General features: G+C 41.6%; 26 protein-coding genes and 1 riboswitch. Of the genes, 13 read left to right on the top strand and 13 right to left on the bottom strand.

From position 1 onward, the window contains the following. Positions 1-19: 19 nt before the first annotated feature. From FEK29_RS13420 to FEK29_RS13410, 3 genes are all read right to left on the bottom strand, one after another. A complete protein-coding gene (locus tag FEK29_RS13420) occupies positions 20-736 on the bottom strand; it encodes an ABC transporter ATP-binding protein (RefSeq protein WP_240042754.1) in 717 nt (238 codons plus the stop codon). Between the two features lie 81 nt (positions 737-817). Then, a complete protein-coding gene (locus tag FEK29_RS13415; RefSeq protein WP_138258953.1) occupies positions 818-1,849 on the bottom strand; it encodes a FecCD family ABC transporter permease in 1,032 nt (343 codons plus the stop codon). A 1-nt stretch (position 1,850) separates the two neighbouring features. Beyond that, positions 1,851-2,999 (bottom strand): ABC transporter substrate-binding protein, encoded by a 1,149-nt coding sequence (locus FEK29_RS13410; RefSeq protein ID WP_138258952.1) that lies wholly within the window; start codon positions 2,997-2,999, stop codon positions 1,851-1,853. 223 nt (positions 3,000-3,222) lie between these two features. Continuing rightward, a riboswitch (cobalamin riboswitch) is annotated at positions 3,223-3,440 on the top strand. 70 nt (positions 3,441-3,510) lie between these two features. Here FEK29_RS13410 and FEK29_RS13405 point away from each other — a divergent pair. Continuing rightward, the gene (locus tag FEK29_RS13405) at positions 3,511-5,409 is read left to right on the top strand and encodes a TonB-dependent receptor plug domain-containing protein (protein WP_138258951.1); all 1,899 of its coding nucleotides are present in this window, start codon (positions 3,511-3,513) and stop codon (positions 5,407-5,409) included. Positions 5,410-5,629: 220 nt separating this feature from the next. Here FEK29_RS13405 and FEK29_RS13400 read toward each other — a convergent pair whose 3' ends face one another. Both FEK29_RS13400 and FEK29_RS13395 read right to left on the bottom strand, forming a co-directional pair. Further along, the gene (locus FEK29_RS13400) at positions 5,630-7,102 is read right to left on the bottom strand and encodes a S41 family peptidase (protein ID WP_138258950.1); all 1,473 of its coding nucleotides are present in this window, start codon (positions 7,100-7,102) and stop codon (positions 5,630-5,632) included. A gap of 22 nt (positions 7,103-7,124) precedes the next feature. Next, positions 7,125-8,651 (bottom strand): S41 family peptidase, encoded by a 1,527-nt coding sequence (locus FEK29_RS13395; protein ID WP_138258949.1) that lies wholly within the window; start codon positions 8,649-8,651, stop codon positions 7,125-7,127. A gap of 208 nt (positions 8,652-8,859) precedes the next feature. On the opposite strand from FEK29_RS13395, the gene FEK29_RS13390 reads away from it, so the two are divergent. From FEK29_RS13390 to FEK29_RS13365, 6 genes are all read left to right on the top strand, one after another. Next, a complete protein-coding gene (locus FEK29_RS13390; RefSeq protein ID WP_138258948.1) occupies positions 8,860-9,372 on the top strand; it encodes an RNA polymerase sigma factor in 513 nt (170 codons plus the stop codon). Beyond that, positions 9,359-9,808, top strand: a complete 450-nt coding sequence (locus tag FEK29_RS13385; protein ID WP_138258947.1) for a hypothetical protein — start codon at positions 9,359-9,361, stop codon at positions 9,806-9,808. Before FEK29_RS13390 ends, FEK29_RS13385 begins: the two co-directional genes overlap by 14 nt. A gap of 159 nt (positions 9,809-9,967) precedes the next feature. Beyond that, positions 9,968-10,522 carry a DUF4252 domain-containing protein gene (locus FEK29_RS13380; RefSeq protein WP_138258946.1) on the top strand — a complete coding sequence of 185 codons (555 nt, stop codon included), beginning with the start codon at positions 9,968-9,970 and terminating at the stop codon, positions 10,520-10,522. A 69-nt stretch (positions 10,523-10,591) separates the two neighbouring features. Continuing rightward, on the top strand, positions 10,592-11,137 hold the full coding sequence (locus FEK29_RS13375) for a DUF4252 domain-containing protein (RefSeq protein WP_138258945.1): 546 nt from the start codon (positions 10,592-10,594) through the stop codon (positions 11,135-11,137). A gap of 93 nt (positions 11,138-11,230) precedes the next feature. Continuing rightward, positions 11,231-11,770, top strand: coding sequence for a DUF4252 domain-containing protein (locus tag FEK29_RS13370; RefSeq protein ID WP_240042753.1), 540 nt, complete (start codon positions 11,231-11,233; stop codon positions 11,768-11,770). A gap of 156 nt (positions 11,771-11,926) precedes the next feature. Then, the gene (locus FEK29_RS13365; protein ID WP_138258944.1) at positions 11,927-12,730 is read left to right on the top strand and encodes a mechanosensitive ion channel family protein; all 804 of its coding nucleotides are present in this window, start codon (positions 11,927-11,929) and stop codon (positions 12,728-12,730) included. Positions 12,731-12,759: 29 nt separating this feature from the next. Here the strand turns inward: FEK29_RS13365 and purB are convergent, their stop codons facing one another. Both purB and FEK29_RS13355 read right to left on the bottom strand, forming a co-directional pair. Continuing rightward, the gene (gene purB / locus FEK29_RS13360; RefSeq protein WP_138258943.1) at positions 12,760-14,103 is read right to left on the bottom strand and encodes an adenylosuccinate lyase; all 1,344 of its coding nucleotides are present in this window, start codon (positions 14,101-14,103) and stop codon (positions 12,760-12,762) included. A 118-nt stretch (positions 14,104-14,221) separates the two neighbouring features. After that, positions 14,222-14,782 (bottom strand): adenylosuccinate lyase, encoded by a 561-nt coding sequence (locus tag FEK29_RS13355; protein ID WP_138258942.1) that lies wholly within the window; start codon positions 14,780-14,782, stop codon positions 14,222-14,224. Positions 14,783-14,910: 128 nt separating this feature from the next. On the opposite strand from FEK29_RS13355, the gene FEK29_RS13350 reads away from it, so the two are divergent. Beyond that, positions 14,911-15,384 (top strand): heme-binding domain-containing protein, encoded by a 474-nt coding sequence (locus tag FEK29_RS13350; protein WP_138258941.1) that lies wholly within the window; start codon positions 14,911-14,913, stop codon positions 15,382-15,384. On the opposite strand, the gene FEK29_RS13345 is transcribed toward FEK29_RS13350, so the two are convergent. Beyond that, entirely contained in the window at positions 15,356-16,039 is a 684-nt protein-coding gene (locus FEK29_RS13345; protein WP_138258940.1) for an SIR2 family NAD-dependent protein deacylase, read from the bottom strand. The two genes, FEK29_RS13350 and FEK29_RS13345, sit on opposite strands and share 29 nt — an antisense overlap. 45 nt (positions 16,040-16,084) lie before the next feature. Between FEK29_RS13345 and FEK29_RS13340 the strand changes: the two genes are divergently transcribed. Beyond that, complete coding sequence (locus FEK29_RS13340) at positions 16,085-16,741, top strand: TrmH family RNA methyltransferase (protein ID WP_138258939.1); 657 nt, start codon at positions 16,085-16,087, stop codon at positions 16,739-16,741. Between the two features lie 44 nt (positions 16,742-16,785). Further along, entirely contained in the window at positions 16,786-17,313 is a 528-nt protein-coding gene (locus FEK29_RS13335; RefSeq protein ID WP_138258938.1) for an SRPBCC family protein, read from the top strand. Positions 17,314-17,459: 146 nt separating this feature from the next. Here FEK29_RS13335 and FEK29_RS13330 read toward each other — a convergent pair whose 3' ends face one another. The 5 genes from FEK29_RS13330 to FEK29_RS13310 all read right to left on the bottom strand — a co-directional run bounded on the left by FEK29_RS13330 (position 17,460) and on the right by FEK29_RS13310 (position 23,223). Beyond that, positions 17,460-19,148 carry an alpha-amylase family glycosyl hydrolase gene (locus FEK29_RS13330; RefSeq protein WP_138258937.1) on the bottom strand — a complete coding sequence of 563 codons (1,689 nt, stop codon included), beginning with the start codon at positions 19,146-19,148 and terminating at the stop codon, positions 17,460-17,462. Positions 19,149-19,199: 51 nt separating this feature from the next. After that, the gene (locus FEK29_RS13325) at positions 19,200-19,970 is read right to left on the bottom strand and encodes a carboxypeptidase-like regulatory domain-containing protein (RefSeq protein ID WP_138258936.1); all 771 of its coding nucleotides are present in this window, start codon (positions 19,968-19,970) and stop codon (positions 19,200-19,202) included. A gap of 79 nt (positions 19,971-20,049) precedes the next feature. After that, complete coding sequence (locus FEK29_RS13320) at positions 20,050-21,843, bottom strand: DEAD/DEAH box helicase (RefSeq protein ID WP_138258935.1); 1,794 nt, start codon at positions 21,841-21,843, stop codon at positions 20,050-20,052. Positions 21,844-22,004: 161 nt separating this feature from the next. Further along, a complete protein-coding gene (locus FEK29_RS13315; RefSeq protein WP_138258934.1) occupies positions 22,005-22,649 on the bottom strand; it encodes a DUF4337 domain-containing protein in 645 nt (214 codons plus the stop codon). Next, positions 22,636-23,223, bottom strand: a complete 588-nt coding sequence (locus FEK29_RS13310; protein WP_138258933.1) for a non-canonical purine NTP diphosphatase — start codon at positions 23,221-23,223, stop codon at positions 22,636-22,638. Before FEK29_RS13310 ends, FEK29_RS13315 begins: the two co-directional genes overlap by 14 nt. A 62-nt stretch (positions 23,224-23,285) precedes the next feature. On the opposite strand from FEK29_RS13310, the gene FEK29_RS13305 reads away from it, so the two are divergent. The 3 genes from FEK29_RS13305 (at position 23,286) to FEK29_RS13295 (ending at position 25,139) form a co-directional block, all read left to right on the top strand. After that, complete coding sequence (locus FEK29_RS13305) at positions 23,286-23,738, top strand: methyltransferase family protein (protein WP_138258932.1); 453 nt, start codon at positions 23,286-23,288, stop codon at positions 23,736-23,738. Between the two features lie 91 nt (positions 23,739-23,829). After that, the gene (locus FEK29_RS13300) at positions 23,830-24,435 is read left to right on the top strand and encodes a SatD family protein (RefSeq protein WP_138258931.1); all 606 of its coding nucleotides are present in this window, start codon (positions 23,830-23,832) and stop codon (positions 24,433-24,435) included. Positions 24,436-24,437: 2 nt separating this feature from the next. Next, entirely contained in the window at positions 24,438-25,139 is a 702-nt protein-coding gene (locus tag FEK29_RS13295; protein WP_138258930.1) for a DUF3307 domain-containing protein, read from the top strand. Positions 25,140-25,144 lie beyond the last annotated feature (5 nt).

Raw genomic sequence — 25,144 nt, 5'->3', positions numbered from 1 at the left:
ACTCGAGTAAAGATACAGGTTACTTCTGAATTCGAAAAGTGCCCGTAGCTGCATCAAATTGAACGGTTTCTGTAGGAAACAATCGTTCAAACGCCTTATTTTCAATTAGTTTGCTAGGTTGGTCAAACCGATTTTCGTTTCCGTCCAAAATCAACATCGTATCACAAAGCTGTATGGCCATCTCAATTTCATGTGTCGTAAACACAAGCGTTTTATTGGTATGATGTGCAATAGATTTCAGCAGTTTTAGAATTTTGACCTTATGAAATAGGTCCAAATGCGTGGTGGGTTCGTCCAGCAAGATAATATCGGTGTCCTGGGCCAAGGCCCTGGCTATAAGGACACGCTGTAATTGTCCGTCGCTCAATTCAAAACATTTTTTATCCCCCAGATCGTTCAGTTCCAAAACATCCAAGGCCTCACCCACTTTTTTCCTATCGTAAGGGGTCAAATTACCGAGCCAATTTGTGTAGGGTTGCCTACCCAAGGCGACCAATTCCTGTACGGTCAGGTTTTTGGAGGCCACCGGTTCCGTTAGGACGACACTGGTTCTTTTTGCGAATTGATGGGGCTTCATCTCCCCAATGGAAGTGCCATCGATACAAATGCTCCCTCCCAAGAGTGGTTGCAATTTTCCTAGGGTTCTCAATAAGGTCGACTTCCCAATACCATTTACCCCAACAATGGCCGTGCATTTACCAATACCGACCGAAAAGCTAATATTTTTGCATACCAATTTATTGGGATACCCCACCGATACATCCCTGACTTCTAAAACGCTGTTTGTTTCCTTTGTCTTTTTGATATCCTTCCTTACTTAAAAAATCATCTTTCTTTTTCGTACTAAAAGCCAAATGACTACCGGCGCACCTATGATGCTGGTTATGGCATTTATGGGCAACACGGCTGCCTGACCGGGCAACTGCGCGATTATGTCACAAAGTAATAAAATGCAACTACCGTAGATCAGTACCGCTGGAACCAATATTTTATGGTCCGTAGTGTCAAAAATTTGCCGGGTCAAATGGGGCACGGCCAGACCGATGAAGGCAATGGGACCTGCGAATGCCGTAATACTTCCTGCCAATATTCCGGTTGCTATGATAATCAAATAGCGGGATGTTCTAAGGTTCACACCTAGACTTTGGGCATAATTTTCCCCCAATAAATATCCGTTCAAGGATTTAATGCTTCCTATGCTCAATAGGATTCCCACAAGGATCATCGCACTTAAAATACCCAATTGCGGCCATGAAAGGCCACCCACACTCCCAAAAGTCCAAAAAACATACTGTTGTAGTTTTTCCGAATCCGTAAAGTAAGAAAGCACGCTTACAACCGCTGTGGTAATACTGCCAAACATCAATCCAATAATCAATAAAGCCATGGTATCCTTTACACGGGTCGCTACTCCAATGACCAAGAAAAGCACCAAAAAACTGCCCAAACTGGAGGCTATGGCCAAGGAAGCATCATTTATAAACGTGGCGGAGAGCACCCCAGAAAATATAGTAATTCCCATTATGAGGATGGCGGCACCCAAACTGGCCCCTGAGCTTATACCCAAGACAAAAGGGCCTGCTAACGGATTTCTAAACAAGGTTTGCATGAGCAATCCACTCAAGGCGAGTCCGGCTCCGGCTAAAACAGCCGTAAAAGCCTTAGGTACCCTATAGTTCCAAATGATATATTCCCAGGATTGATTATCAATTTTTAAACCAAAAAGGGTTTTTAGAGTGTCTGAAAAGGAAATAGCTACGGAGCCTAAACTGATGTTGACCACAAAGCACACGAAAAGTATGCAAACCAATAATAAGAAGTGAAACCTATATGTTTTTGACGGACTCAACTTATTCCAGGGGGGTAAAGAAAAACGGTTCGTATTCTGGTAAAACCTCAGGATGTAAAATATGGATAAGGTCTTTTAGTACAAGGTCCGGTCTTTGGGGTGCCAGCTCATAATAAAGGACTCCGCCCGTGGCACCCTTGGTTTTGGAAAAAGTATATATTTTCTTTTTTTGAAAAGCGTCGAACTGGGTGTAATGTGTACTGGCATTCTTCATTTGCATATAACTGGTGAATTGGGCAGGCGCGATCCAGAAATCGGAATTTTGTCCTTTTTCCAAAACATGTTCCCAACTCAGGGAAAGACTGCCAGTTTCTGGAGTATCGGCCCAAAGATAGTTTGCATTGGCGTCCCTTAAAAATTGGGCGGCCCAACTTTCCCCACCCGGTAAATACCAGACATCCTTGTACATGGCACCGCTTAAAACGGTGGGCGCGGTATTGGCCTTTTTAGCAATTGCTACGGCATCGGTATATTCTTTCGCAATTTCTTTAAAAATCCGGTCGGCCTCCATTTCCTTCTCAAAAAAAGGCGCAAAGAACTTGATCCATTCCGCTTTTCCCATCGGACTTTCCTCGGTCCAATCGCCGTTGTAAACGACGGGAATATGGGACTGTTCAAGGATACTGTATGTACTATTTTCTGCATTTATACTAAAACCTACGACCAACTCGGGTCTGAGTGCCAACACCATTTCGGAATTCAAGGATTCGTTGCTACCCAATTCCTTGATTTTCCCGGTCTCGATTAGCATTCTGGCACGTTTTGAGGATATGTAATCCGTATCCGGAAAGCCGATGAGTTTATCCAAAACGCCCAAAGATTCCAGTGCGGGAATATGCGTCGTGGAGGTGACGACGATGCTTTCAACCGGAGTGCCGATGATAGCATCATACGCATCCGTATCCAAAGTAATGGTGGGCAATTTTTCCTTGGAGACAAGGGCATAGGTAAAAGCCTTTTCAGCATTGGGCCAAGGTGAGGTAATTTTAAGTATGGTAATCCCAGTATCTGATTTTTCAATGGAAAAACCCCTAGCATATTCAATGGGAACTACTGTGTAATCCGTTGTTTTATCAGCTGTTTTGGGCGTTTCCTTACAACTCCAAAACCCTAGCAGAACCAAAATGTAAATTACCCTAACGTACTTCAATGTGTCATTGATTTTTCAGTTGCAATATCGCTGCAAGGTAACAAAAGTCACTTTCTATTGCTACCGTAGTTTGTAGCTTTGGTGAAATTTCCAGTCATGCGAGGATCTTCAAACACCCTTATCTACATCATTGCCGGTATTATCATCCTTCATTTTATTGTCGGGTTTATATGGTTGGCGATTAAAATGGGAAAGAAAAGGCGCGAATAAAGAAATTAGGGCTACCTTCGTCCTGAATTTTGGTTCAATGGTTTGCTTTATGCCGACTATTGATTAAAAGGGAATCCGGTGTAAATCCGGAACTGTTCCCGCAACTGTAAGCTACGCCGATGCATTCGGTACGTATCGAAATCTACAAAACCACTGTTCCCAAGAATTCTGGAACGGGAAGGTACTCGATACGATGCAAGTCAGGAGACCTGCCAGATTCAAACAACTATTGTTAAACTTTCGGGATAAAGGTTTACGTATGGGGACAGACATACTATTCGCTCGAACAAGAGATTAAAGAATGTACAAAAATTTGGTAGGTTTTGGTGCCATGGCGTTGCTGTGCACCAAGGCGATTGCCCAAGATGGGCAGGCCCTTGGTATTGATCAAGGGAACAAGGACTCCGTTCAATTACACGTCTTGGACGAAGTAGTCGTAAGCGATTCCCGTTTTTCCCTAAAACGGGAAAACTCGGGAAAAACGGTCATTAAAATTTCGGCGGCCGAATTGGAAAGAAATCAAGGCCGTACCGTTGCCGAAGTCATCAACACCAAAAGCGGACTGGAGATTAATGGAACCCGAAGTTTTGCCGGACAAAACCTTTCGGTATTCGCCAGGGGCGGCAACAATCGACAGGTGTTGGTGATTATTGATGGTATTCAAGTCTCGGATCCTTCCAACGTAAATGCGGAGTATGATCTGCGCTTGTTGAATCTTTCACAGATAGAAAATATTGAAATCGTGAAGGGTGCTGCCAGTACCCTGTATGGGAATTCAGCGGCCACGGCCGTCATCAATATTACCACAAAAAAATCAGAAGAAAATGGAATGAACTTGGAGGTCGTTTCTAATTGGGGAACGAACCAATCCCAAACGCATCGAAACAATTCGCTTTCAGATATCTCCAACAATGTGACCATTTCCGGGAAAAATAGGGAACTAACGTTCTTGGCTTCTGGCGGACATCAATTCACGGACGGACTTTCCGCCGCCCTTGGAGAGAAAGCCGATGTTTTTTCGAGGATCGATGGGAATATTAAAGTCGGATATCGTTTTTCCGAAAAACTTACCTCGGAGGCATCGGCCTTCTACAATAAATTGCGATCCGACTATGATAATGGATTCCCTATTGAAGATGCCGATTTTCATTTTAATAGCGAACAATCCCGATTCGGTTTGGCAAATACATACACCTATGCCAAAGGGAGTTTGCATTTGAATACCGCCTTCAATCAAATCACAAGGGAATTTGTATCGGATTTTCCCAATTTCTTTGATTCCGAATCCTTCGTACTGGATGTATTCAACAAATACACCTTTAACAAGTGCTTCTATACCATTGTGGGTCTTAACTTGGTCGAGGGGAAGACGGTATTTACCAAGAAGGTTTCTTCAAGGAACCTAGATCCGTATTTCAATTTGGTATATGTGAGCGATTTTGGTTTGAACGTAAACGCCGGTGCCCGATGGAACAACCACAACGAGTATGGCGCACATTGGATCTACAATATAAATCCGTCGTATCGTATTAAATGGGATCAGGGCTATTTGAAGTTTTTGGGTTCTTTTGCCACTTCATACATCGCCCCCAATTTGTCCCAATTATACGGTCCTTTTGGTGCCAATACCGATTTGCGCCCGGAAGAAAACTCGACGTTGGAGGGTGGTATGGAAATAAGACTTTCAGAGAAGTTTAGATTCAATACCGTTTATTTTAACCGGTTGGAAAAAGAAAGAATCGAGTATGTAGTGATTGACCCGGATACCTTTGAAAGTCGGTACCAAAATAGGGAAGGAACCAATAGGGTAGATGGGGTAGAAGTGGAAGTTTCCGCGGTACTGTTAAAGGATTTGCAATTAAATGCCAATTATACGTTTACCAATTTGAATGCCGATATTTCCTTGCGGATACCCAAACATAAATGGAATGCCCAACTTGGATATACTTTTAACCAGGGAACCTATGTTTCGGTAAACTACCAACACCTATCCGAACGGCTGGACACCGATTTCAACACGTTTATGGATGTGGATTTAGCTGCTTATGGACTTTTGAATGTAACCGCCCAGCATCGGATCAGTGAACATGCTCAATTGTCTGCCTCCTTGGATAATGTACTTAATGAGGATTATGTGGAACTATTAAACTATACGACTAGAGGGCGAAATTTTAGGATAGGGATGCGATTGACACTTTAACCCGGATTATGCACTAGAAAAGCTGTTACAGCTAAAAATCGCTTCAAAATAAAACGCTATGCTATGTTTTCAATTTCAATATAGCGGTGCTATGTTAAAATTTCCAAACCACTTTATTTTATTGCGCTTTTTACCTTCACGACGCTCCCCTAATACATATTCCGGGTTTAATTACAAAAAAGGCGACCGTTAAGGTCGCCCACTATTTTTTGGAATGGTATTAATTTAAGGACAAATCCAATTCATATAGGGTATCATCGATCATTTTGTCCTTGAACAGACCGTACATTTTGGAACTTGAAAATATCTCGATCGGGTTTTCTACCGTAAAGTCCCTTTTACCCGTAGCTCCTGTAATTTCTTGGATGGCCCGTGCCAGCAAGGGTTCGTTGAGGTCCCCCAAAATGCCTAGATTACCGTAATCTTCTTTTAGTTGGATATCTGGGACCAATCCATCCGTATAGTCAAAGAAGCCATCCGCATTCTCGTTCCTCCCTAAAAGTGGCTGTATGGCCCATTGATTATCGGGGTTGATTTTATTGACCCTGGAAGGTGTATAGAGGTAGGAATTTTCACGGTCGTCCACAAGCGTTGTGGAGAATTCATTTTTCCCACGGGTTACATCTCCAATGATTACGACATCGATGTAAGGTTCCAGACTATTGATGAGCAATTCACTGGCAGAAGCCGAACTCGCCGAAGTTAGCACATACAATTTGTTAAGTCCCAATGGTTCTATGGTTTTACTACCCACCCTATCCGTAAAATAGACCTCTAACTGACTTTCCGATAATTGGTCCTGGATTTTATCGTTGTAGCGCTTTCGTATGAATAGATTGTCCGTATTGGTATCATAGATCATACTGGCCAGTATTCTAGTGGTATTTACGGACCCGCCGGGATTGTAGCGTAGGTCAACGACCAATTCCGTAATACCTAGATTTTTGAGTCCCAAAACTGCATCATAGAGGTCATCATCGTACTCGTTTGTAAATTGGTTGTACATGAGATACCCTATAGTAATGCCGTTTACTTCAAAGGATTTTGAAATGAAAACCGGATTTTCCGCCAAAGCTTCCTCCTTGGTAAGGGAAACTTCCCTTTCATTCTGTATGACATCCCCGTTCGAAAAATCGGCCATGTTCAGTACATACGTGTTATTGGCACCAAAAAGTAAATTTTGGAAATTATTGATGGTCAAGGTGGTACCATTGACACCGGTAAACAGATCGCCACGTTCAATATCCTTGGTAGCCGCATCGGAATTTGGTATTATATATCGAACATAACCAAAAACCTCTTCACTATTGGCTTTTCTTACCAGTCCAAATTCAAGCCCATTGCTTCTGGAAATCCCGGCCAAGGAATTGGTCAGTTCCCTATAATCGGAATTATAAAAGCTGAACCTGTCCTCTATATAAAGCAATTTACTATCGAAAAAGGCCCCGGGCTCCTCCACGGATTGTAAAAACTCCGTATAACTTTCAGAATCCTGAAAACGGTTATCCGCCAAATCTGGGACATCGGCTTGCCAGAAGTACCAGAAATTCATGGCCTTCCACATAAAGTTCTGGACGGGAACATTGGAAGATGGCAGCGGATCTACTGTTTTTGGAACGGATAATTCATCGTCCTTGGAACAGGAAAAAACAGCTAGGACAAAAACTAGGGGCAAAAGACTTTTGATACTCATACTAGGTAGAACTCGGTATAGCTTATTTTATTTCCTTCAAGATGTTTTTAGAACCAACGTTCAAACCATTGAGGATTAAGGCCATATTGCGTTCATCATACAGTTTGGAACTGGAAACCAGATTTACTGGCATGTTTACTTCAAAACTTCTTTTGGCACTAATGCCCGTAATTTCTTGAATGGCCCGTGCCAACAAAGGTTCGTTGACGTCCCCTAAAGTACCTAAGTTGGTGACATCCTCTTCCAATTCAATATCCGGGACCAATCCATCCGCATAATCCGAAAAACCGGCACTATTTTCTACTCTGCTAACTATAGGCTGTAATCCCCATTGATTTTCCGGGTTGATTTGGTCCTCACGTTCAGAATCATAAAAGTTTCCATTTTCTGGATCATCCACAAAAGTTATGGAGCCTTGGTTTTTACCAACAGTGGTAGTACCTATGTGTATTACGTTCATGTAAGGTTCCAAACCTACCATGACCAATTCACTCGCCGAAGCTGAGGCATCCGTAGCCAATATGTATACAGTATTCAAGTTCAACGTGTTCAAGGCAGCATTCGAATTTCCATTGGCAGTTCCCGTAGTAGCGACAAAATTATTATCAAGTTCGCCGGGCTCAAATAAGGCTTGGACTTTATCATTGTACCTTGTCCTAAAAATCAAGTCGCTTGTATTGGTACCATAGATAAGACTTGCCAGAATTTGTGCCGTTGTTCCCCTACCGCCGGAATTATACCTCAAATCCAAAACAAGATCCGTTACATTTTGACCTTTAAAATCGGCAAAAACATTGTTCAAAGCTTCTCCGGAGCCTGGCGTGAAGGAATTATACATTAAATAGCCAATTCTCTTATCCCTAATATTGAGAACTGAGTTTACTAAAATTGGGTCTTCCACCAAACCCTCTTGTTTGGTTAATGTTACCTCCTTACCGTTTGGACTGATGGTATTGTTTTCGATAGTTGCCATATTAAGTATATAGGTATCGTTTTCTCCAAACAATAAATCGATATAGTTGTTTACAGTAAGTTCGGTTCCATTAACGCCAATAAAGAAATCGCCCCTTTTGATGTCCTTTGTAGAAGCATCGGAATCTTTGATGACATATTCCACAAATCCAAAGACATCATCTGAACTACCAATTCTGGAAAGTCCGAATTCAAGACCGTTACTTTTGGAAATTCCAGAAAGAAAATTTGTCAGTTCCTTATAATCATCACTGTAAAAGGTAAAGCGATCCTCGGAAAAAAGAAGCTCATTCAATAAGAAGTTTTCGGGATTGGGATATGACCTTAAATAAGATTCGTATTCAACTTGGGTGGAAAATCGGTTATCCGCTAATACGGGAACATCGGCTTGCCAGAAATAATAGGCATTCAATGTCTGCCACATGAAATTCTGTACCTGTATATCGATTTCCTCTTCAACTACTTCCTCTTCAACTATTTCTTCCTGTTCTTCTTCAATGACCGGAGCGTCGTCATTTTTTTTACAGGATTCTGTAAGTATCCCAACAAACAATAAAAACAAAATGTATTTTTTCATAGCAATTTTATTATAACGCAGCAATTTCCATACCAATTGCGGGGTTAAAGTTCCTTTAGCATTTTTTATAGTTACGTAAAATCTATAGATATAGATGTTAAATTTACTTACACAAGCCCGAATAAAAAATTAATTGTAACAAAAATCGTTGATTGTCGTCTTCCCTATAGAATGCCTTAACAAGGTATTTTGAACAACTAAACCTAAAATGAAACAAGCTGAGTTTTTAAATGTGGTTATGCCCTTTAAGGATAAGTTATACCGATTGGCAAAGCGACTATTGGTATCCAGTGAGGAAGCTGAAGATGCCACACAGGAGATTTTGCTGAAATTATGGACCAAGAAGAAGTCGATTGAATCCTATAATAACGTAGAGGCATTCGCCATGACCATGACCAAGAATTTTTGTTTGGACCGATTGAAATCAAAACAGGCTAGCAATTTGAAACTGGTACATAGCAATTACGGGGATGAGGGAAGCACTTCCCTTCAAAAACAGGTAGAGGCGAGGGATAGTCTAAGTTGGGTTGAAAAGATAATGGATGAATTGCCGGAACAACAAAAGATGGTACTTCAATTGAGGGATGTGGAACAATACGAATATGAGGAAATAGAGGAGCTTTTGGGAATGAAACCGACCGCAGTTCGTGTCGCACTTTCAAGGGCCAGAAAAACAGTTAGGGAAAGATTAATACAAAAACATAGTTATGGAATTGGATAAAGTGGAAAAATTGGTGGAAAAGTATTTTGATGCTACCACTACCGTTGCCGAGGAGGAAAGCCTTAGGGACTATTTTTCAAGGGAAGACATACCTGCACATTTAGAGCAATATGCACCAATGTTCCAATATTTTGCGGTTGCCAAGGAAGAGCGTTACACAAAAAAATTGGCATTGACCAAAACGCCCAAAGGAAGTTTCCGAACTTTGTATAAATGGGTATCCGTGGCTGCGGTGGCTGTTTTTACCATAGGGGTATATTTTTATAATTCAACGCCCAAGCCTGTAACCTTGGCAGAAGAGTTTACACCAGAGGAAATAGCCTCTGCACAGGAAGCCCTGGCCTTATTGGCGATAAATTTTAACAAGGGAACGGAGCAACTGTACCACTTGGAGGAATTTCAAAAGAATACGAATAAATTCTTAACGAAAGAGTAGTAACGATACGGATAAATTTATAAACCAATTAGCTTAAGTTTTAACAAATAAAATGATTAAACAAAAAAATATGAAATGAGCCATAACAATTCTTTATACCCACTGAGATAGTTATTGGCGAATTGCATATGACCTATTACAAACAATAAAAATAAACAGATGAAAAAGCTATTATTTATAGGAATCTTGGTCTTGGCGCCTTTTTTTACCACTGCCCAGGATATTTTTGACAAGTACGAGGACAATGACAAGGTCACCTTTGTGGCCATGCAGCCAAAAATGTTCCAGATGCTTGGGAAAATGAGTGTAAACTCAGATGATCCAGAAGCCAAGGAATTTTTTGAACTTGTTAACTCCATTACCAGTTTTAAGGTAATCACCACGGACGATGCTGCTATTTCCAAGGATGTGGATAGCTGGGTAGCAAATAGATTGAAGAGTTCCACTTTTGAAGAGCTTATGCGTGTACGGGACGGTGACAGCAATGTAAAGTTCTATGTAAAGGAAGGAAAGGACGATGACCATGTAAAGGAATTGTTGATGTTCGTGACCGGTATAAAGGATATGGATATAGACATCAACGGGAAAAAATTGGAAACGGTTTTGCTTTCCTTGACAGGGGATATCAATCTCAGGTCGGTTTCAAAACTTACCGATAAAATGGATCTGCCAGGTGGAGACCAATTGGGCAAGGCCAGCAAAAAAAGTAATTAATATCAAATAAATATCATCAATCATTAATCATTAATCTCCCGATTGCCATCGGGACAAAAAACAACAGTCATGAGAAAATTAGCAGTAGTAGTATTAGTAGCCATTTTACCGTCATTGGGTTTTTCACAGTCCATTTTTGACAAATACGAGGATATGGACCATGTAGGTTCGGTCATCGTAAACAAAGGCATGATCGATTTGGTTTCCAAAATTGGGGCATTGGATGACGACGAAGAAGCAAAGGAGTTTGTTGAGGTCGCTAAAGGGCTTCAGGGAGTAAAGGTCTTTATGACCGAGGACGAAGGCGTTTCATTGGATATGTCCAAAACGGTGAAGCAATATCTAAAAAGCTCCAAACTAGAGGAATTGATGCGCGTGAAGGATAAGGACGTTAACGTTAAGTTCTATGTAAAAAATGGTAAGAACGAAAACCACGTAACGGAATTGCTTATGTTCGTTTCTGGAATGGAAAATGTGGAGATTGGACATAATGGACGAAAGCTGGAAACGGTTTTGGTAAGTCTTACGGGAGATATCGACCTGAATAAAATTGGTTCACTTACCAATAAAATGGACCTTCCCAAGGATTTGAACAAGGCGGGTGGCAGAAGATAAATCCGGTATTTTAAAAACTAGTAGAAGGTGGACTTTTTAGTTCACCTTTTCCCAGTTTCACAAAATTGAATTTAATTATTAAAATCGATAGGTTTGAAACGAACAAGAAACATTATGGTGATAGTTCTGGCAATCATCATGGGCGCATGCTCTTCGACCCAAAGCTTGCAGGAATATTACATCGACAATACAGAAAATCCAAATTTTCTTCATTTGGATGTGCCCACCAGCATACTTAAGCTGGATGAGGCCAATCTAACGGAATCCCAAAAGACGGCATTGAACTCACTTAAAAAATTAAATATTCTGGCCTTCAAGAAAACAGATACGAATACGCCAGAATATGAAGCTGAAAAAAAGCAGGTAAAAGCCATACTCTCAAACAACATTTATACGGAGTTGATGAAGATGAATACGGACTTTGGAAGGGCTACCGTAAGGTATCTGGGCGAGGACGATGCCATTGATGAGGTAATCATTTATGGTGACAATGATGAAAAAGGTTTTGCCCTAATCAGGGTTTTGGGAAATGATATGAATCCGGCGCATTTTGTACAGCTTTTACAAGCAGTACAGAAGTCGGATTACAAAGGTGAAGGCCTTGGTGCTCTGGGCGATTTCCTTAAAGGATAAATCAAACATTTTTAAAGGATAAAGACCCGTCTAGCCAAGGCTTTAACGGGTCTTTCTGTTTTTAACTAGTTGCTCTTCAAAACATTAATTGTGACCTTCTGCTTATATTGGGGTCATAATGAAAAAGGAATATTAACCACTAAACCAAAAACTAGTATGGAAAATTTATCTATGGAAGCTATCATGGGTTATGTAGAGACCTATGGAGTTCCCCTTCTTAAAGCTATTTTAATCTACATTGTCGGTGCTTGGGTAATCAAAAAAATAATAAAGGCCGTGCGAAAAATGTTCGCAAAGGGTACGTATGATGAGTCCCTGCAAAAATTCCTAGTGAACCTAATTTCCTGGGCACTCAGGATTTTCTTGATAATTACCGTGATATCTACCTTGGGGGTGGAAACCACCAGCTTGGCCGCGGTAATTGCTGCTGCAGGTTTGGCGGTGGGTCTTGCTTTACAGGGGTCGTTGTCCAATTTTGCTGGCGGTGTACTTATCATGATCTTTAAACCCTATAAGATTGGGGATTTGATAGAAGCACAGGGAGTTTTGGGTTCCGTAAAGGAAATTGAAATTTTTACCACCAAACTCATAACGCCACAAAATAAACTGGCAATCGTGCCTAATGGGGCCTTGGCAAATGGAAATATCATCAACTATACCGCCGAGGGTAAGATGCGTGTAGATACCGTTGTAGGGGTCGATTATGGATCAAACATTAAAAAGACAAAAGAAGTCTTGTTGGAGATGCTCAAAGCAAACCCAAAGGTTTTGGACGATCCCGCCCCTAGTGTAAACGTTGAGGAATTGGCGGATAGTTCCGTAAACCTGGCCGTTAGGCCCTATTGCAAACCAGAAGATTACTGGGACGTTTATTTTGCGACCATTGAAGGGACCAAAGAAGCCCTGGATAAAGCCGGAATCGAAATACCATATCCGCACGAAGTACAGATCAACAAATAAAAAAATGGGCCGATACAATCGGCCCATTTTTATATCCCCGTATAATTACTTGGGGTAATCTGTTTTAGCTCGTTCTTTATTTCTTCCGTAACATCCAAGGTATCTATAAAGGTTGCAATGGACGCCTGATTGATTTTTTCATTGGTCCTTGTAAGTCCCTTAAGCGCCTCGTACGGATTGGGGTAGCCTTCCCTTCTTAAGATGGTCTGTATTGCTTCCGCTACCACCGGCCAATTATTTTCAAGGTCCTGCTCGAATTTTTCCTTGTTCAGCAATAATTTGTTCAGGCCTTTTAAGGTGGAAAGAAATGCAATGATGGTATGGGCAAAGGGCACACCTACATTCCTTAAAACTGTACTATCGGTTAAATCGCGTTGCAAACGGGATACAGGTAACTTTGCCGATAAATGTTCAAAAAGTGCATTGGCAATGCCCAGATTTCCTTCAGAATTCTCAAAATCGATCGGGTTTACTTTATGGGGCATTGCGGAAGAACCTACTTCCCCGGCCTTTATTTTTTGTTTGAAATAATCCATGGAAACATAGGTCCAAAAATCGCGGTCCAAATCCAAGATTATGGTATTGATCCTCTTTAAGGAATCGAACAGGGCCGCCATATGGTCGTAATGCTCTATTTGCGTGGTTGGGAACGAATGATGAAGCCCTAATTTTTCCTGGACGAACTGTTGCCCAAATGTCTTCCAATCGATTTTTGGGTACGCGACCTTGTGCGCATTGTAATTTCCGGTAGCACCACCAAATTTAGCGGCACTGGGTATATCGTTCAAGAGGTTGAACTGTTCCTTCAATCGTACGGCAAAGACCTTTATTTCCTTTCCCAATCGGGTAGGGGACGCAGGTTGACCGTGTGTTCTCGCCAACATGGGGACATCTGACCATTCCTGTGATAATTCTTCCAACTTGTTAAGTACATTGAGATATTCCGGTACGTATACATCGTTTATGGCCTCTTTTATTGAAAGAGGAATAGCGGTATTGTTGATATCCTGCGAGGTGAGTCCGAAGTGGATAAACTCCTTGTAGTTTGATAGTCCAAGTTTATCGAAGACGTTCTTTATAAAATATTCAACGGCCTTAACGTCATGATTGGTCGTTTTTTCAATCTCCTTGATTTCCAGCGCATCCTTAGCATCAAAATTTTTATAAATATCCCGTAAGACCGAATACTTTGCGGTGTCAAAATCCGATAACTGGGGCAACGGCAGCTCGCAAAGCGCGATAAAATAATCTATTTCCACCCTCACCCTATATTTAATCAGTGCCTCTTCGGAAAAATAAGGGGCCAGATTTTCAACTTTTTTTCGGTATCGGCCATCAATAGGGGAGATGGCATTCAGCACGTTCAGAGCCATAGTATGTGATTCTTAAATGAAAATTGCAAAGATACCGAATAGTACAGGAGTTTAAAACTGTTCTTTAATCTAAAATTGGGCCTTTTTAGTTCCCTCAAAAGTATGTCTGTCTGGTAATTTATGTAAGTTTCTTTAGTACCATCCGTGCCCTTGCCTGATAGGCGGCGCTTCCATTGGCATAATTTTGCTCTAAAACCGATTTTAATTCGGGATGTATCCACTTGTATTTGGAGCCCAATAAATAAAGGCTAGTCATGGAATAGGCCTTGGCGGCCACTTTATGTTCCCCAATGAGCCAATCAAAACAGGCGGTGCTGATTTTTTCAAGGTGTACTTCTGTTATTTTTTGTAGGATGTAAATATCCTTCCCTGAAAAATAACGCTCCATCAATAACTCACAGACCTTGGCAATAGGACGTACGGTGGAATCCTGTTCCACTGTTCCGATAACTTCCGTAAATGTATCTAGATAAGGAACGATAGCGTTCAGTTTTTTACGCGCTATTACTTCCATGATCCAAGCAGCCTTGGAAGATAAAGGGTCTTTTGTTAGTTTTATGATATCCAATAAGGGCGCTATTAGTGTTGTGTCCGCCAAAACACGTTGTGCCATTTCGGTTCGTTTATCCCTGGAATGGTCCACATAGTTTAGGGACTGGTAAAGCTCCTGTTGGTTCATGGTTTTAAAAACATAAAAAAAGAATACATACAATCATACCCCTCTAATGAAGTTAATGGTGGAAAACTAAATACCTCCCAACAAAACAAAGTTTAAAATTTTCAAACAGATGAATTAAATTTAGACACATGAAATTAATAAGAAAAATATTGATCGGATTATTGGTGGTTTTTATAGCCATTCAATTCTATAGACCGGAAAAGAATATTTCCAGGGAAAACGATACCGCCATGTTCCTACGAGAAACAAACCCTCCCGAAGAAGTAAGGGACATCCTTCAAAATTCCTGTTTTGATTGTCATAGCAACAATACCAGGTATCCTTGGTACAACAATATAGCACCTGTTTCTTTTTGGTTGGCAGATCACATTGAGGAAGGAAAATCCGAATTGAATTTCTCCGAATGGGAAACATATTCGGACAAAAAAAAGGACCACAAACTGGAAGAACTGTATGAGGAAACGGAACGTAGGTCCATGCCCCTAAAAGAGTATACCTGGACGCACCAAGAGGCGAAACTTACCGATGCCCAGATAGAGGCCGTAGTCAAATGGGCAAAGGATACTAGATCGCTTAATCAATTAGGGAATCGACCAAAGTAGGGACGCCTTCCACGGCTGTTTTGGGTATTACCTTAAGATGTTCCTTCCCATTTTCTTGAATGGAAGGCTTTGGGTCTATAAAATAAATAGGCGTATCCTCGCTGATAAAATGTATAAGACTGGCCGCCGGATATACCTGCAAGGAGGTTCCAATAATAATTAAAATATCGGCCTTTTGGGTGATTTCGATAGCGAAATCCAACATAGGAACCGACTCCCCAAACCAAACAATATGGGGTCTTAGTTGATATCCATTTTTACAAAGGTCCCCTACCAATATGTCTTCTTTTCGGGTCACAATATCCAATTCGTTCCTCACACTTCTGGCTTTTAAAAGTTCTCCGTGTAAATGCAGCACCTTGGAACTTCCTGCCCTTTCATGAAGGTCGTCCACATTTTGGGTTACTATGTGGACTTGATAATGTACTTCCAATTTGACCAAGGCTTTATGGGCTTCATTGGGTTCAACGGTCAACAACTGTCTTCTCCGCTGATTATAAAATTCCAAGACCAGTTCAGGGTTACTGTCGAATGCTTGCGGAGTTGCCACTTCCATCACATCATGTCCTTCCCATAATCCGTCCGCATCCCTAAAAGTCTTTAATCCACTTTCGGCACTTATTCCGGCACCCGTTAAGACAACAATGTTCTTCATACCTTCAGTTTAATTCAAAAATATAGATTTTATTATCTTGGTTTTATGGGAGACAAAGAACTTTTACACTATTTAGAGGGTTTTATTTCCGAAGAAAGAAAGCAGCGTTTTTTATCGATTCTTAAAAACCGAACCAGTTTTATTTCGGTGGCCATTGAGGATGTTTATCAGATGCACAATACGAGTGCCGTAATTCGGAGCTGTGAGTCCTTCGGGGTGCAAAAAGCACATTTGATAGAAGGTAGGTTTGGTAAAAGGCTTGACAAGAAAATTGCCATGGGGGCGCAACAATGGGTGGATATCCATCGATATACTTCCGTTACAGAGGCTATTTCCGTTTTAAGGGAACAGGGATATAAAATCGTTGCAACGAGTCCGCATGCGGATAGTTCCTTGTTGACCGACTTCAAACTGGAGGCACCCATCGCATTATTCTTTGGTACTGAAAAGGAAGGACTAAGCCAAGAGGTGATGGAAAAGGCCGATATGTTCTTGAAAGTCCCCATGGTTGGTTTTACCGAAAGCCTCAATATTTCGGTTTCTGCCGCAATTATTTTGCAGGATTTAACCGCAAAACTTAGACAGAGCGATTTGCCTTGGCAATTGACCGATGCCGAAATACTGGAAAAAAGACTGGACTGGACCAAAAAATCCATTAGAAGTATCGAGGACATTCTGAACAGATTTTACCGAACCAAGTAGTTTTTTGTTTAACTTGGAAGGATAACCAACTAATTGATAAACAAATGACTATAGTAGTATATATCCTGGCGGCCATAATCGTTTTAATTATTTTTCTCGCCGCAATTGCACCAAAAACCTATGATGTTTCTAGGAGTGTTGAAATAAATGGCACGAAAGAAAAAATTTGGCCTTATTTAAAATTTTTGGAAAAACAGCGTGAATGGTCCCCTTGGGCACGGAAGGATCCTAATATGGATACCAAACTTATCGGTACTGATGGGGAAGTAGGCGCCATAAGTTATTGGAACGGTAACAAGGATGTTGGGGAAGGGGAACAGGAAATCACCAAAATTGTAGAAGGGGAAAGGGCAGAAGGGGAGCTTCGTTTTCTCAAGCCCATGAAATCACAATCCGACTGTTATCTTATCCTTGAAGAACAATCATCCGGTAAAAGTAAAGTTACCTGGGGGTTTAAGGGAAAAAGTACTTTTCCTTTTAGCATATTAATGCTGTTCATGAGTATGGACAAAATGGTAGGAAAGGACTTTGAAGAGGGACTAAGGACCTTAAAGTCAAAAATGGAACAATAAAATAAAAAGGGGTATATTGTCCTATTTATTGGCACCACCAAAGGCTATAATACCCCGAGGCTTGCCAGCCTGAATGCTTGTCGGGCAGGCCTCAAAATTAAAAGTTCGTTTATATAGAATGCCTAGTGGGCTTGCACCGAGGTAGCTTATTTGACCAATTCAAGTAGTGCTATATCATAGTCGTTATCCAAAACAACTTTGCCATTTTCTACGGTAACCTCGGTTTGGGAATAGGTATCGAACAGTTGAGTACCGTCGCCAAAGAAGCCTTTTACCCAGATCGACTTTTTACCATCCGGTAAATCTAAAGCAATCACTACTTTGTCCTTAATTTCACCGTTCATGTAGGTCCTTCCAAAGGTATAGGGCGATTTGGACAATCTACGGTGTCTCCCGGCACCAATCGCTAAATGGTTTCTTCTGAACGACCCCAATTTTCTCCAATGCTCAAGAATATCCTTTGTATTTGGAAGCGAGTCCAGTTCTTTCCAATTCATAAAAGAGCGTAGGGTGGCATCCCCCTGTGTACTATCGATGACCAAATTCCTGGCGGATTCGTCCCCATAATAAATTTGGGAAGCGCCCGGAGTAAGCAGCAAGACATTGGCCGCTCTTTTTGGCTCTTTTCGTTCTTTGTCGAAGGGACTTCCATCATCGTGCGAGGTCAGATAGTTCATCACACTTTTTCCTTTTAACTTGGTCCGCAATAGTCGGCTATATTTGGAAAATATGGAGTCATACTCCATAGAGGCATCGTTTTTCAGTTCAAAATTGATAAGGCTTGTAAAACCATTATCAAAATAATCCACTTTTTTATCGCCGAAGTCATATTCCCTGCCACCGGAAATACCGTATCCATAGACTTCCCCTACCATATAGAAAGGCGTATCGTCCAAAACGTCTTCCGGGTGTTTTCGCTTCCACGTTTCAAAGGCATAGGATGCCTCTTTATATAACTCTGCCCAAGCATTTTCGTTCACATGTTTGACCGTATCTACCCTAAAACCATCAATACCCAGTTCATGGATATAATCCGTTAACCACTTTATGATATAGAAGCGAGGGGCCCTTGGATATCCCGTTCTCTCAAAAAACAATTGAAGTTCGTCCAGCTCCGTACTTAATCTCCCTTCGTTCTTCCACTTGGCCAAGAGGTGATCCGGCAATTCAACGGAAGCATCGGAAAGGGTTTTTACATCGGGTAAATTTTTCACCAAGGTGCAATTCGTAGTGTTTTCATAATTGGTGAACTCACAGGTAGGTTCAGTGATGACCCACTCCTCTGGCCAAGCCGGATCTTCTTCCGTAATGGGCCCCGTGTGGTTTAGCACAACATCCATCAAAATACGAATTCCGTGGTCGTGTGCCGTTTTTACCAAATGGGCCAATTCCTGTTTCGTTCCAAAATTCGGGTCCAAGGCCGTCCAATCCTTGGCCCAATATCCATGGTATCCATAGGTGTTTCCAGTACCCTCATCCGTATCGCCATGAATCTGCTCAACGACCGGTGTAAACCAAATGGCGTTTACACCTAGTTCATCAAAGTATCCTTCCTCTATTTTTTCAGAAATCCCTTGAATATCACCTCCCATAAAACCTCTTAGCTTTCCGGTGGCATTATCCCGCTCAAAATTCACGTCATTATCCGGATTTGCATTGTTGAATCTATCTGTCAATAGGAAGTAGACGTTTGCTCCCTCCCAGGCAAATGGAATATTTTTTTTGGATATACTATCTTTTGATATAGTTGTTTCTTGGGCAGTTTCTGTTTTTTTAGGCTTACAGGAGAGACTTAATACCAGCGAAAAAAACAGTATAATACTGGAATATTTCATGTGCATTTTGAGTTTGGTTAAAGCTATAAAATGCAGATGGAAGGCTAAAATTTATTTTTTCCTATTTAGGACCTTGTATTCTTCATAGCAGCTACTAATGGCGTCTAGGATTTGAAGATCATTGGCCGTAGTGATAAAGGATTGGGAGTAGTTACAGTTATTAAGGATGTCCTGAATATCCATTTTGTCCAGTTGTAAAAGCTCCGTCAATGTTTCCCGGTCGAACTTAGAGGCCAATAAATCCCGTATTTTGTCATCCTCTTTCATTTGCCTGAGCTTCCGCATCTGGTTGGGTCTTTTACCAAAAAGATTTCGCAATAGATCGGCGGGATTTAAAATGGCCCCCAAAACCTTGGTGACCGCACTCGGGTTTTTGTTTCCACCTTCGTAGCCCACGGAAAGTCCAGATATACTGTACTGATATGCGTTGTTTATCGGCAGGTTCTTTACATCTATTTCCAAATACCCGGTAAGTTGGTACGGCCGTACAATGACCTCTTCCAAGGCATAGGCCAATTCCGTTAGGGCAATTTCCGTATTCCCAAACCTGAACATGTCATTGGTGACCCTAATTTTTTGGGACTTAAATCCCAAATAGGTGAAATACAAGGTATCATTGACGGCTGCGGTAATGGAAAACTCCCCCTGTTCGTTGGTAATGGTACCCACGACTTGGTTCAGGTTGACAACATGCACGCTTTCCATGGGTTCATCGGTCTGGGCATTTTTTACAATGGCCTTTACGGTATTTGTTTCAGCGTCCTCTTGGGCAAGTCCAAATAGGCTAAAAAAACAACATACTCCTAGAAAAAAAATGCGCATAAACCTGTTTCCTCTAAACTTTAAAGGTACAAACAAAATAAAAAAATACGCCTAAGCGTATTTTTTAATATACAATTAACTAAAAGAAATCGCCCTTTTTCTTTCTGGTGCGTCGGTTACCGGAGTTGGGACTTTTACCCTGGCTTCGGTCCCTGCCTTTGGAACGGCCCTTGTCCTCATTTTTGGAGCCTTTTCTATGTTTTTTCTTGTCTTTGCTCCCTTTTCCGCGACGCTTTCCTCCGCCACTGCCACCGGCACCACCGGGGTTGTTGGAGATTTCAACATTCACGAAGCGTCCGTCCACCTTAAATTCATTGAAGGTAGCCAATATTTGTTCGGTGACTTCGGCATCGGTATTAAAAAAGGAGAAACTGTCCTTTACATCGACCTTATAGATATCATCTTTGCCAAGTCCGACGGTATCCCGAAGAAAATCCTTTAACGACATCCAATCGTAACCGTCCCTTTCCCCTACATTGATAAAATATCGGACCGAACCATTACCGCTGAAAGAAGACTGAGCCCTTCCCGATTCTTGGGAACCGGTTTGTGAAGCGTTCAAATCCTTGGTCTTGTTGTAGTAATTATAGAACCTGGTAAACTCTACGGAAACGATTTTTTTGATAAGTTCATCTCGATCTATTCCTTTGAGCACGTCATTGATGGCCGGCAAGAAGGGATCCACTTCATTATTGATCTTTGTTTCCTTGATTTTGTTTGCCAAGTGGTACAATTGGATCTCACAGATTTCCATGCCGGTGGGAATATCCTTCTGGATAAATTCCTGTTTGATGATATTTTCGATGGATTTTATCTTCCTGAGTTCGCTACGGGTAACGATGACCATGGAAATACCCGATTTTCCGGCCCTTCCTGTCCTACCACTTCTATGTGTGTAAGTCTCTATCTCATCGGGTAGTTGGTAGTTTATTACATGGGTGATGTCGTCCACATCGATACCCCTGGCGGCCACATCGGTAGCGACCAACATCTGAATCTGTTTTTTCCGGAAGGCGTTCATCACCAAATCACGTTGGTTTTGGCTCAGGTCGCCGTGCAATGCACCGGCATTATAGCCGTCCTCGATCAATTTTTCCGCCACTTTTTGGGTATCTCTTTTGGTGCGGCAGAAAACTACCGAAAATATATCGGGGTTGGTATCTGCCAATCTTTTCAAGGCCGGATAGCGGTCCCTGCCACTTACCACATAATATTCGTGTTGAACGGTTGCCGCGCCCGAATTTTTGGTACCCACTGTAATCTCCTGGGGCGCGTGCATGAACTTTTTGGCGATAATCGCAACTTCTTTTGGCATGGTGGCAGAAAACAACCAAGTGGATTTGTCATCTGGCGTGTTGGAAAGAATGTCCTGGATATCCTCAAAGAAGCCCATATTGAGCATTTCATCGGCCTCGTCCAAAACACAATAATCGATTTTTGTGATGTCCACCAGACCTCTGCTGATCATATCCTTCATTCGGCCAGGCGTTGCTACCACAATTTGGGCGCCTCTTTTAATCTGTTTCGCTTGTTCCGTAATGCTTGCACCACCATAAATGGCGACTACGCTTATATTCCTTTCATATTTGGAATAGAGTTGTAATTCATTGGTAATCTGTAGGCACAATTCCCGGGTAGGCGATAAGATCAAGCCTTGGGTTGTCCTGCTATTACTGTCTATTTTCTGAATTAGGGGAAACCCGAAAGCGGCCGTTTTGCCGGTACCTGTTTGGGCTAAAGCCACAAGGTCCGTTTCGCTTTCCAATAAAATAGGGATTGCTTTTTCCTGTACTTCGGAAGGGGACTCAAAACCCAAATCCGAGACAGCATCCAATAGGGACTTTTCAAGTCCCAATGCTTCAAACTTTGTCATAAAACGTTATATACTTAATCGCAAATAAGAATGCTGCTAAGAGGGATTATCCTATATAACCTATTTAGACTCGGCGCAACACATGCTATACTAGCGGCGTTATTTAAAGCGGCAAAGGTACTGCGAATTAATGAGATGCAATAATAAATCTTTAGGTACGCTCAGGGGGCCAAAGTATAGCCATAAACAGATAGCAGAATACCAATGATACCGGAAACGACCATGCAGATGATAAAGGTTTTTTGCAGCAATGGATTGTCGTAAATTATAATACAGACCGCTCCAAGTACAATGCTTATTTGGAAAAAAAGCATACCCAAATCGAATTTTTTGGTCGCAAAGTCGTATTCCTCCGCCAGCGCTTCCCATTCGTTGATTCCCACGATTTTGCCCATTTCCCCATCCAGGTCTTGGGCCCATTCTTCTTGTGGAATGTTTGCCGAGCCCACTAAAATTTCCGTTTTTTCTGATGCGTACTTTTTTATTTGCTTTTCTACGTTAGCGATTTTTACCTGTATGCTTCCAATATTTTCCTCATGTACGATGCCGGTTTCCAACAGGGCCTGTAGATTGTCCAGTTCACTTTCCTTTAGGCTTTCCTTGATGCTTTTGGATTGGTACCAGCTGGAGTAGTTCACCACTTTATTGTGGGCGATCATCATTTCCTCTTCCAGTTCCCCGTTGATCATTTGGGATATGGCCATCAAGGCGGCAAAAAAAGCGATCAGCACACCGCCAACCGCTTCCGCTCTTTCTGATGCTACCGAAACCTCAACCGTATCCGTATTTTTTTTAGTCTGTAACATGGTGGTCGTTTAAATAGGTTATGAGTTTTGAAAAGGCCTTTCCCCGGTGGCTTATCTCGTTTTTTATATCCAACGGAAGTTCCGCAAAGGTTTGGTCATATCCATTCGGTCTAAATATGGGGTCGTAGCCAAATCCCTTATCACCTTTTTTGGAAGTGGTGATTTCCCCTTCAACAACACCCTCGAAAAACTGTGTCCTTCCTTCTAGGTTTAAGGATATAACGGTCTTGAAATGTGCGGAACGATTGTCTTTGTCCGCTAGGTTTTTCAATAGTTTGTCCATATTGGCCTGGGCATCGTTCCGTGTTCCTGCATATCTGGCGGAATAGACACCAGGCTCGCCGTTGAGAGCGTCCACTAATAGGCCTGTATCATCCGCGAAACAGGGTAAATTGCAGTTTTGGTAAACGTAATCCGACTTCAGTTTTGCGTTGCCTTCCAAGGTGTTTTCGGTTTCAGGAATATCCTCCGTAATACCCAAATCTTTCAATGAAACCAGGGTTATCCCCTTAGGAAGTAATTGCTGTACTTCCTTTACTTTGTTCTGGTTGTGCGTGGCAAAAACAAGTTTCATTTCTCCGTATTTAATCCCCTGATTTATGGGGCAAAGAGCGTCAAAAATAGTAATTTTATCCAATGGAATTAAAAGTGCCCCCCGTATTGGTTTTTTTAAGTTTCGGATTGATCATGTATTTGGTTGGCCTTTTCTTACCCGTAGGTTATTTCGATTTTTTTGGACGTTTCCTGCTTGCAAAAATCCTTGTTGTTTTGGCCGGATTCATAGGCTTGGTTTCGGTCTACCAATTTTTAAAAAGAAAGACTTCGTTAGACCCGATGCACCCTGAAAAAGTGAACCAATTGGTTACTACCGGTCTGTATAAATATTCCAGAAATCCTATGTATCTAGCGCTGTTATTGTTTCTACTAGGTTTTGGGCTCTACCTGGGAAATGCTTTTAATACCCTGGTCGCTGCCGGTTTTGTGGCGTATATGAATCGGTTTCAGATTGTCCCTGAAGAACGGATTTTACTTGATAGGTTTGGAAAGGAATTCAAATCCTACCAAATCGCTACGCGAAGGTGGTTTTAATATCCCCTTTTGATTATCGTAATAATTAATATGCATAAATATTATCTATTTAGCTTATAATTTAATATATTAGCTTTTTAAATAATATAGTATGATAGCGATTATCACGGGTGATATCATTAACTCCGAAGGGCATCAATCCTCTGAATGGATAGACATTCTCAAAACATATTTTACACGTTTTGGGCCATCGCCCATGAACTGGGAAATTTATAGAGGAGACGAGTTTCAACTAAAGGTCACCAAGGATAATGCCTTGTTGACCGCCATACACATTAAAGCCCTAATAAAATCCGTGAAGTACCTGGATGTCCGAATGGGAATTGGTATCGGGCTGGAAACGTATATCGGTTCCGGGGTAAGCGAATCCAACGGTCCGGCCTATCAACGTTCTGGCCGCAAATTGGAATCCATCAAGGATGGAAAGGTGAATTTAAGTATCGCCACGGGAAACGAATTTTATGACAGGACCCTCAATTTAATGCTGCAATTGGCCCTGGATTTTATGGACAGCTGGAGCGTGGTATCGGCAGAGATAATGGCCTTGGTCTTGGAGGACCCAAAGGCTTCCCAAAAGGAAATCGCCAAAAAATTGGGCATAAAACAATCCGCAGTAAGTCAACGGTTAAAACGTGCGCGACTTGATCTTGTCATGGATTTATTGAACTATTATGAACAGGCAATAAAAGAAGTATGACCATGCAGCTATTCGTAAAATTAGTATTGGCACATCTCATTGGGGATTTTATGCTGCAGCCTACCAAGTGGGTCATCCATAAAGAGGCCAATAAAGCGGCCTCCAAGTTCCTTTATCTGCATGTCCTTGTTCATTTTATACTCTACATGCTATTTCTTTGGGATTTTCAAAAGTGGTGGATTGCCCTTTTTTTATCCATGGGCCATCTTATAATTGATATGGCGAAGTTATACGTAACCCCACTTTTTAAAAATAAAAGCATCCCGTTTTTCCTGGATCAAATTCTCCATATTTTGACCATTTATGTTTTTGTGTATTTTACAAATTTGCACGAACAGACCATGGCACTATTTCAGGGATTGGATTGGCCTTTGGTATTGGCCATTGTGTTCGTTACAACACCTTCGGCCATTATTATGGGCAAGCTGTTGGAGGGTATGTCCAATCAAATAAATACGGACCATAAATCATTGCCGAATGCCGGTACCTATATAGGCATCATCGAAAGATTGTTCGTGCTGACCTTTATCATTATAGGTAGGTGGGAGGCGATAGGACTTTTGATTACGGCAAAATCAGTGTTTAGGTTCAACGATTTAAAGGAAAGCAACAGCAGAAAACTTACGGAATATATTTTGATAGGTACTTTGGTCAGTTTTGGACTGGCGATTTTGACGGGGTTATTATACATAAGTCATATCTAAACTAA

Source organism: Maribacter aurantiacus, assembly GCF_005780245.1.
Taxonomy (GTDB): Bacteria; Bacteroidota; Bacteroidia; order Flavobacteriales; family Flavobacteriaceae; genus Maribacter; species Maribacter flavus.
The sequence above is the reverse complement of the archived record's forward strand: the minus strand, read 5'-3'. Positions and strand labels throughout refer to the sequence as shown.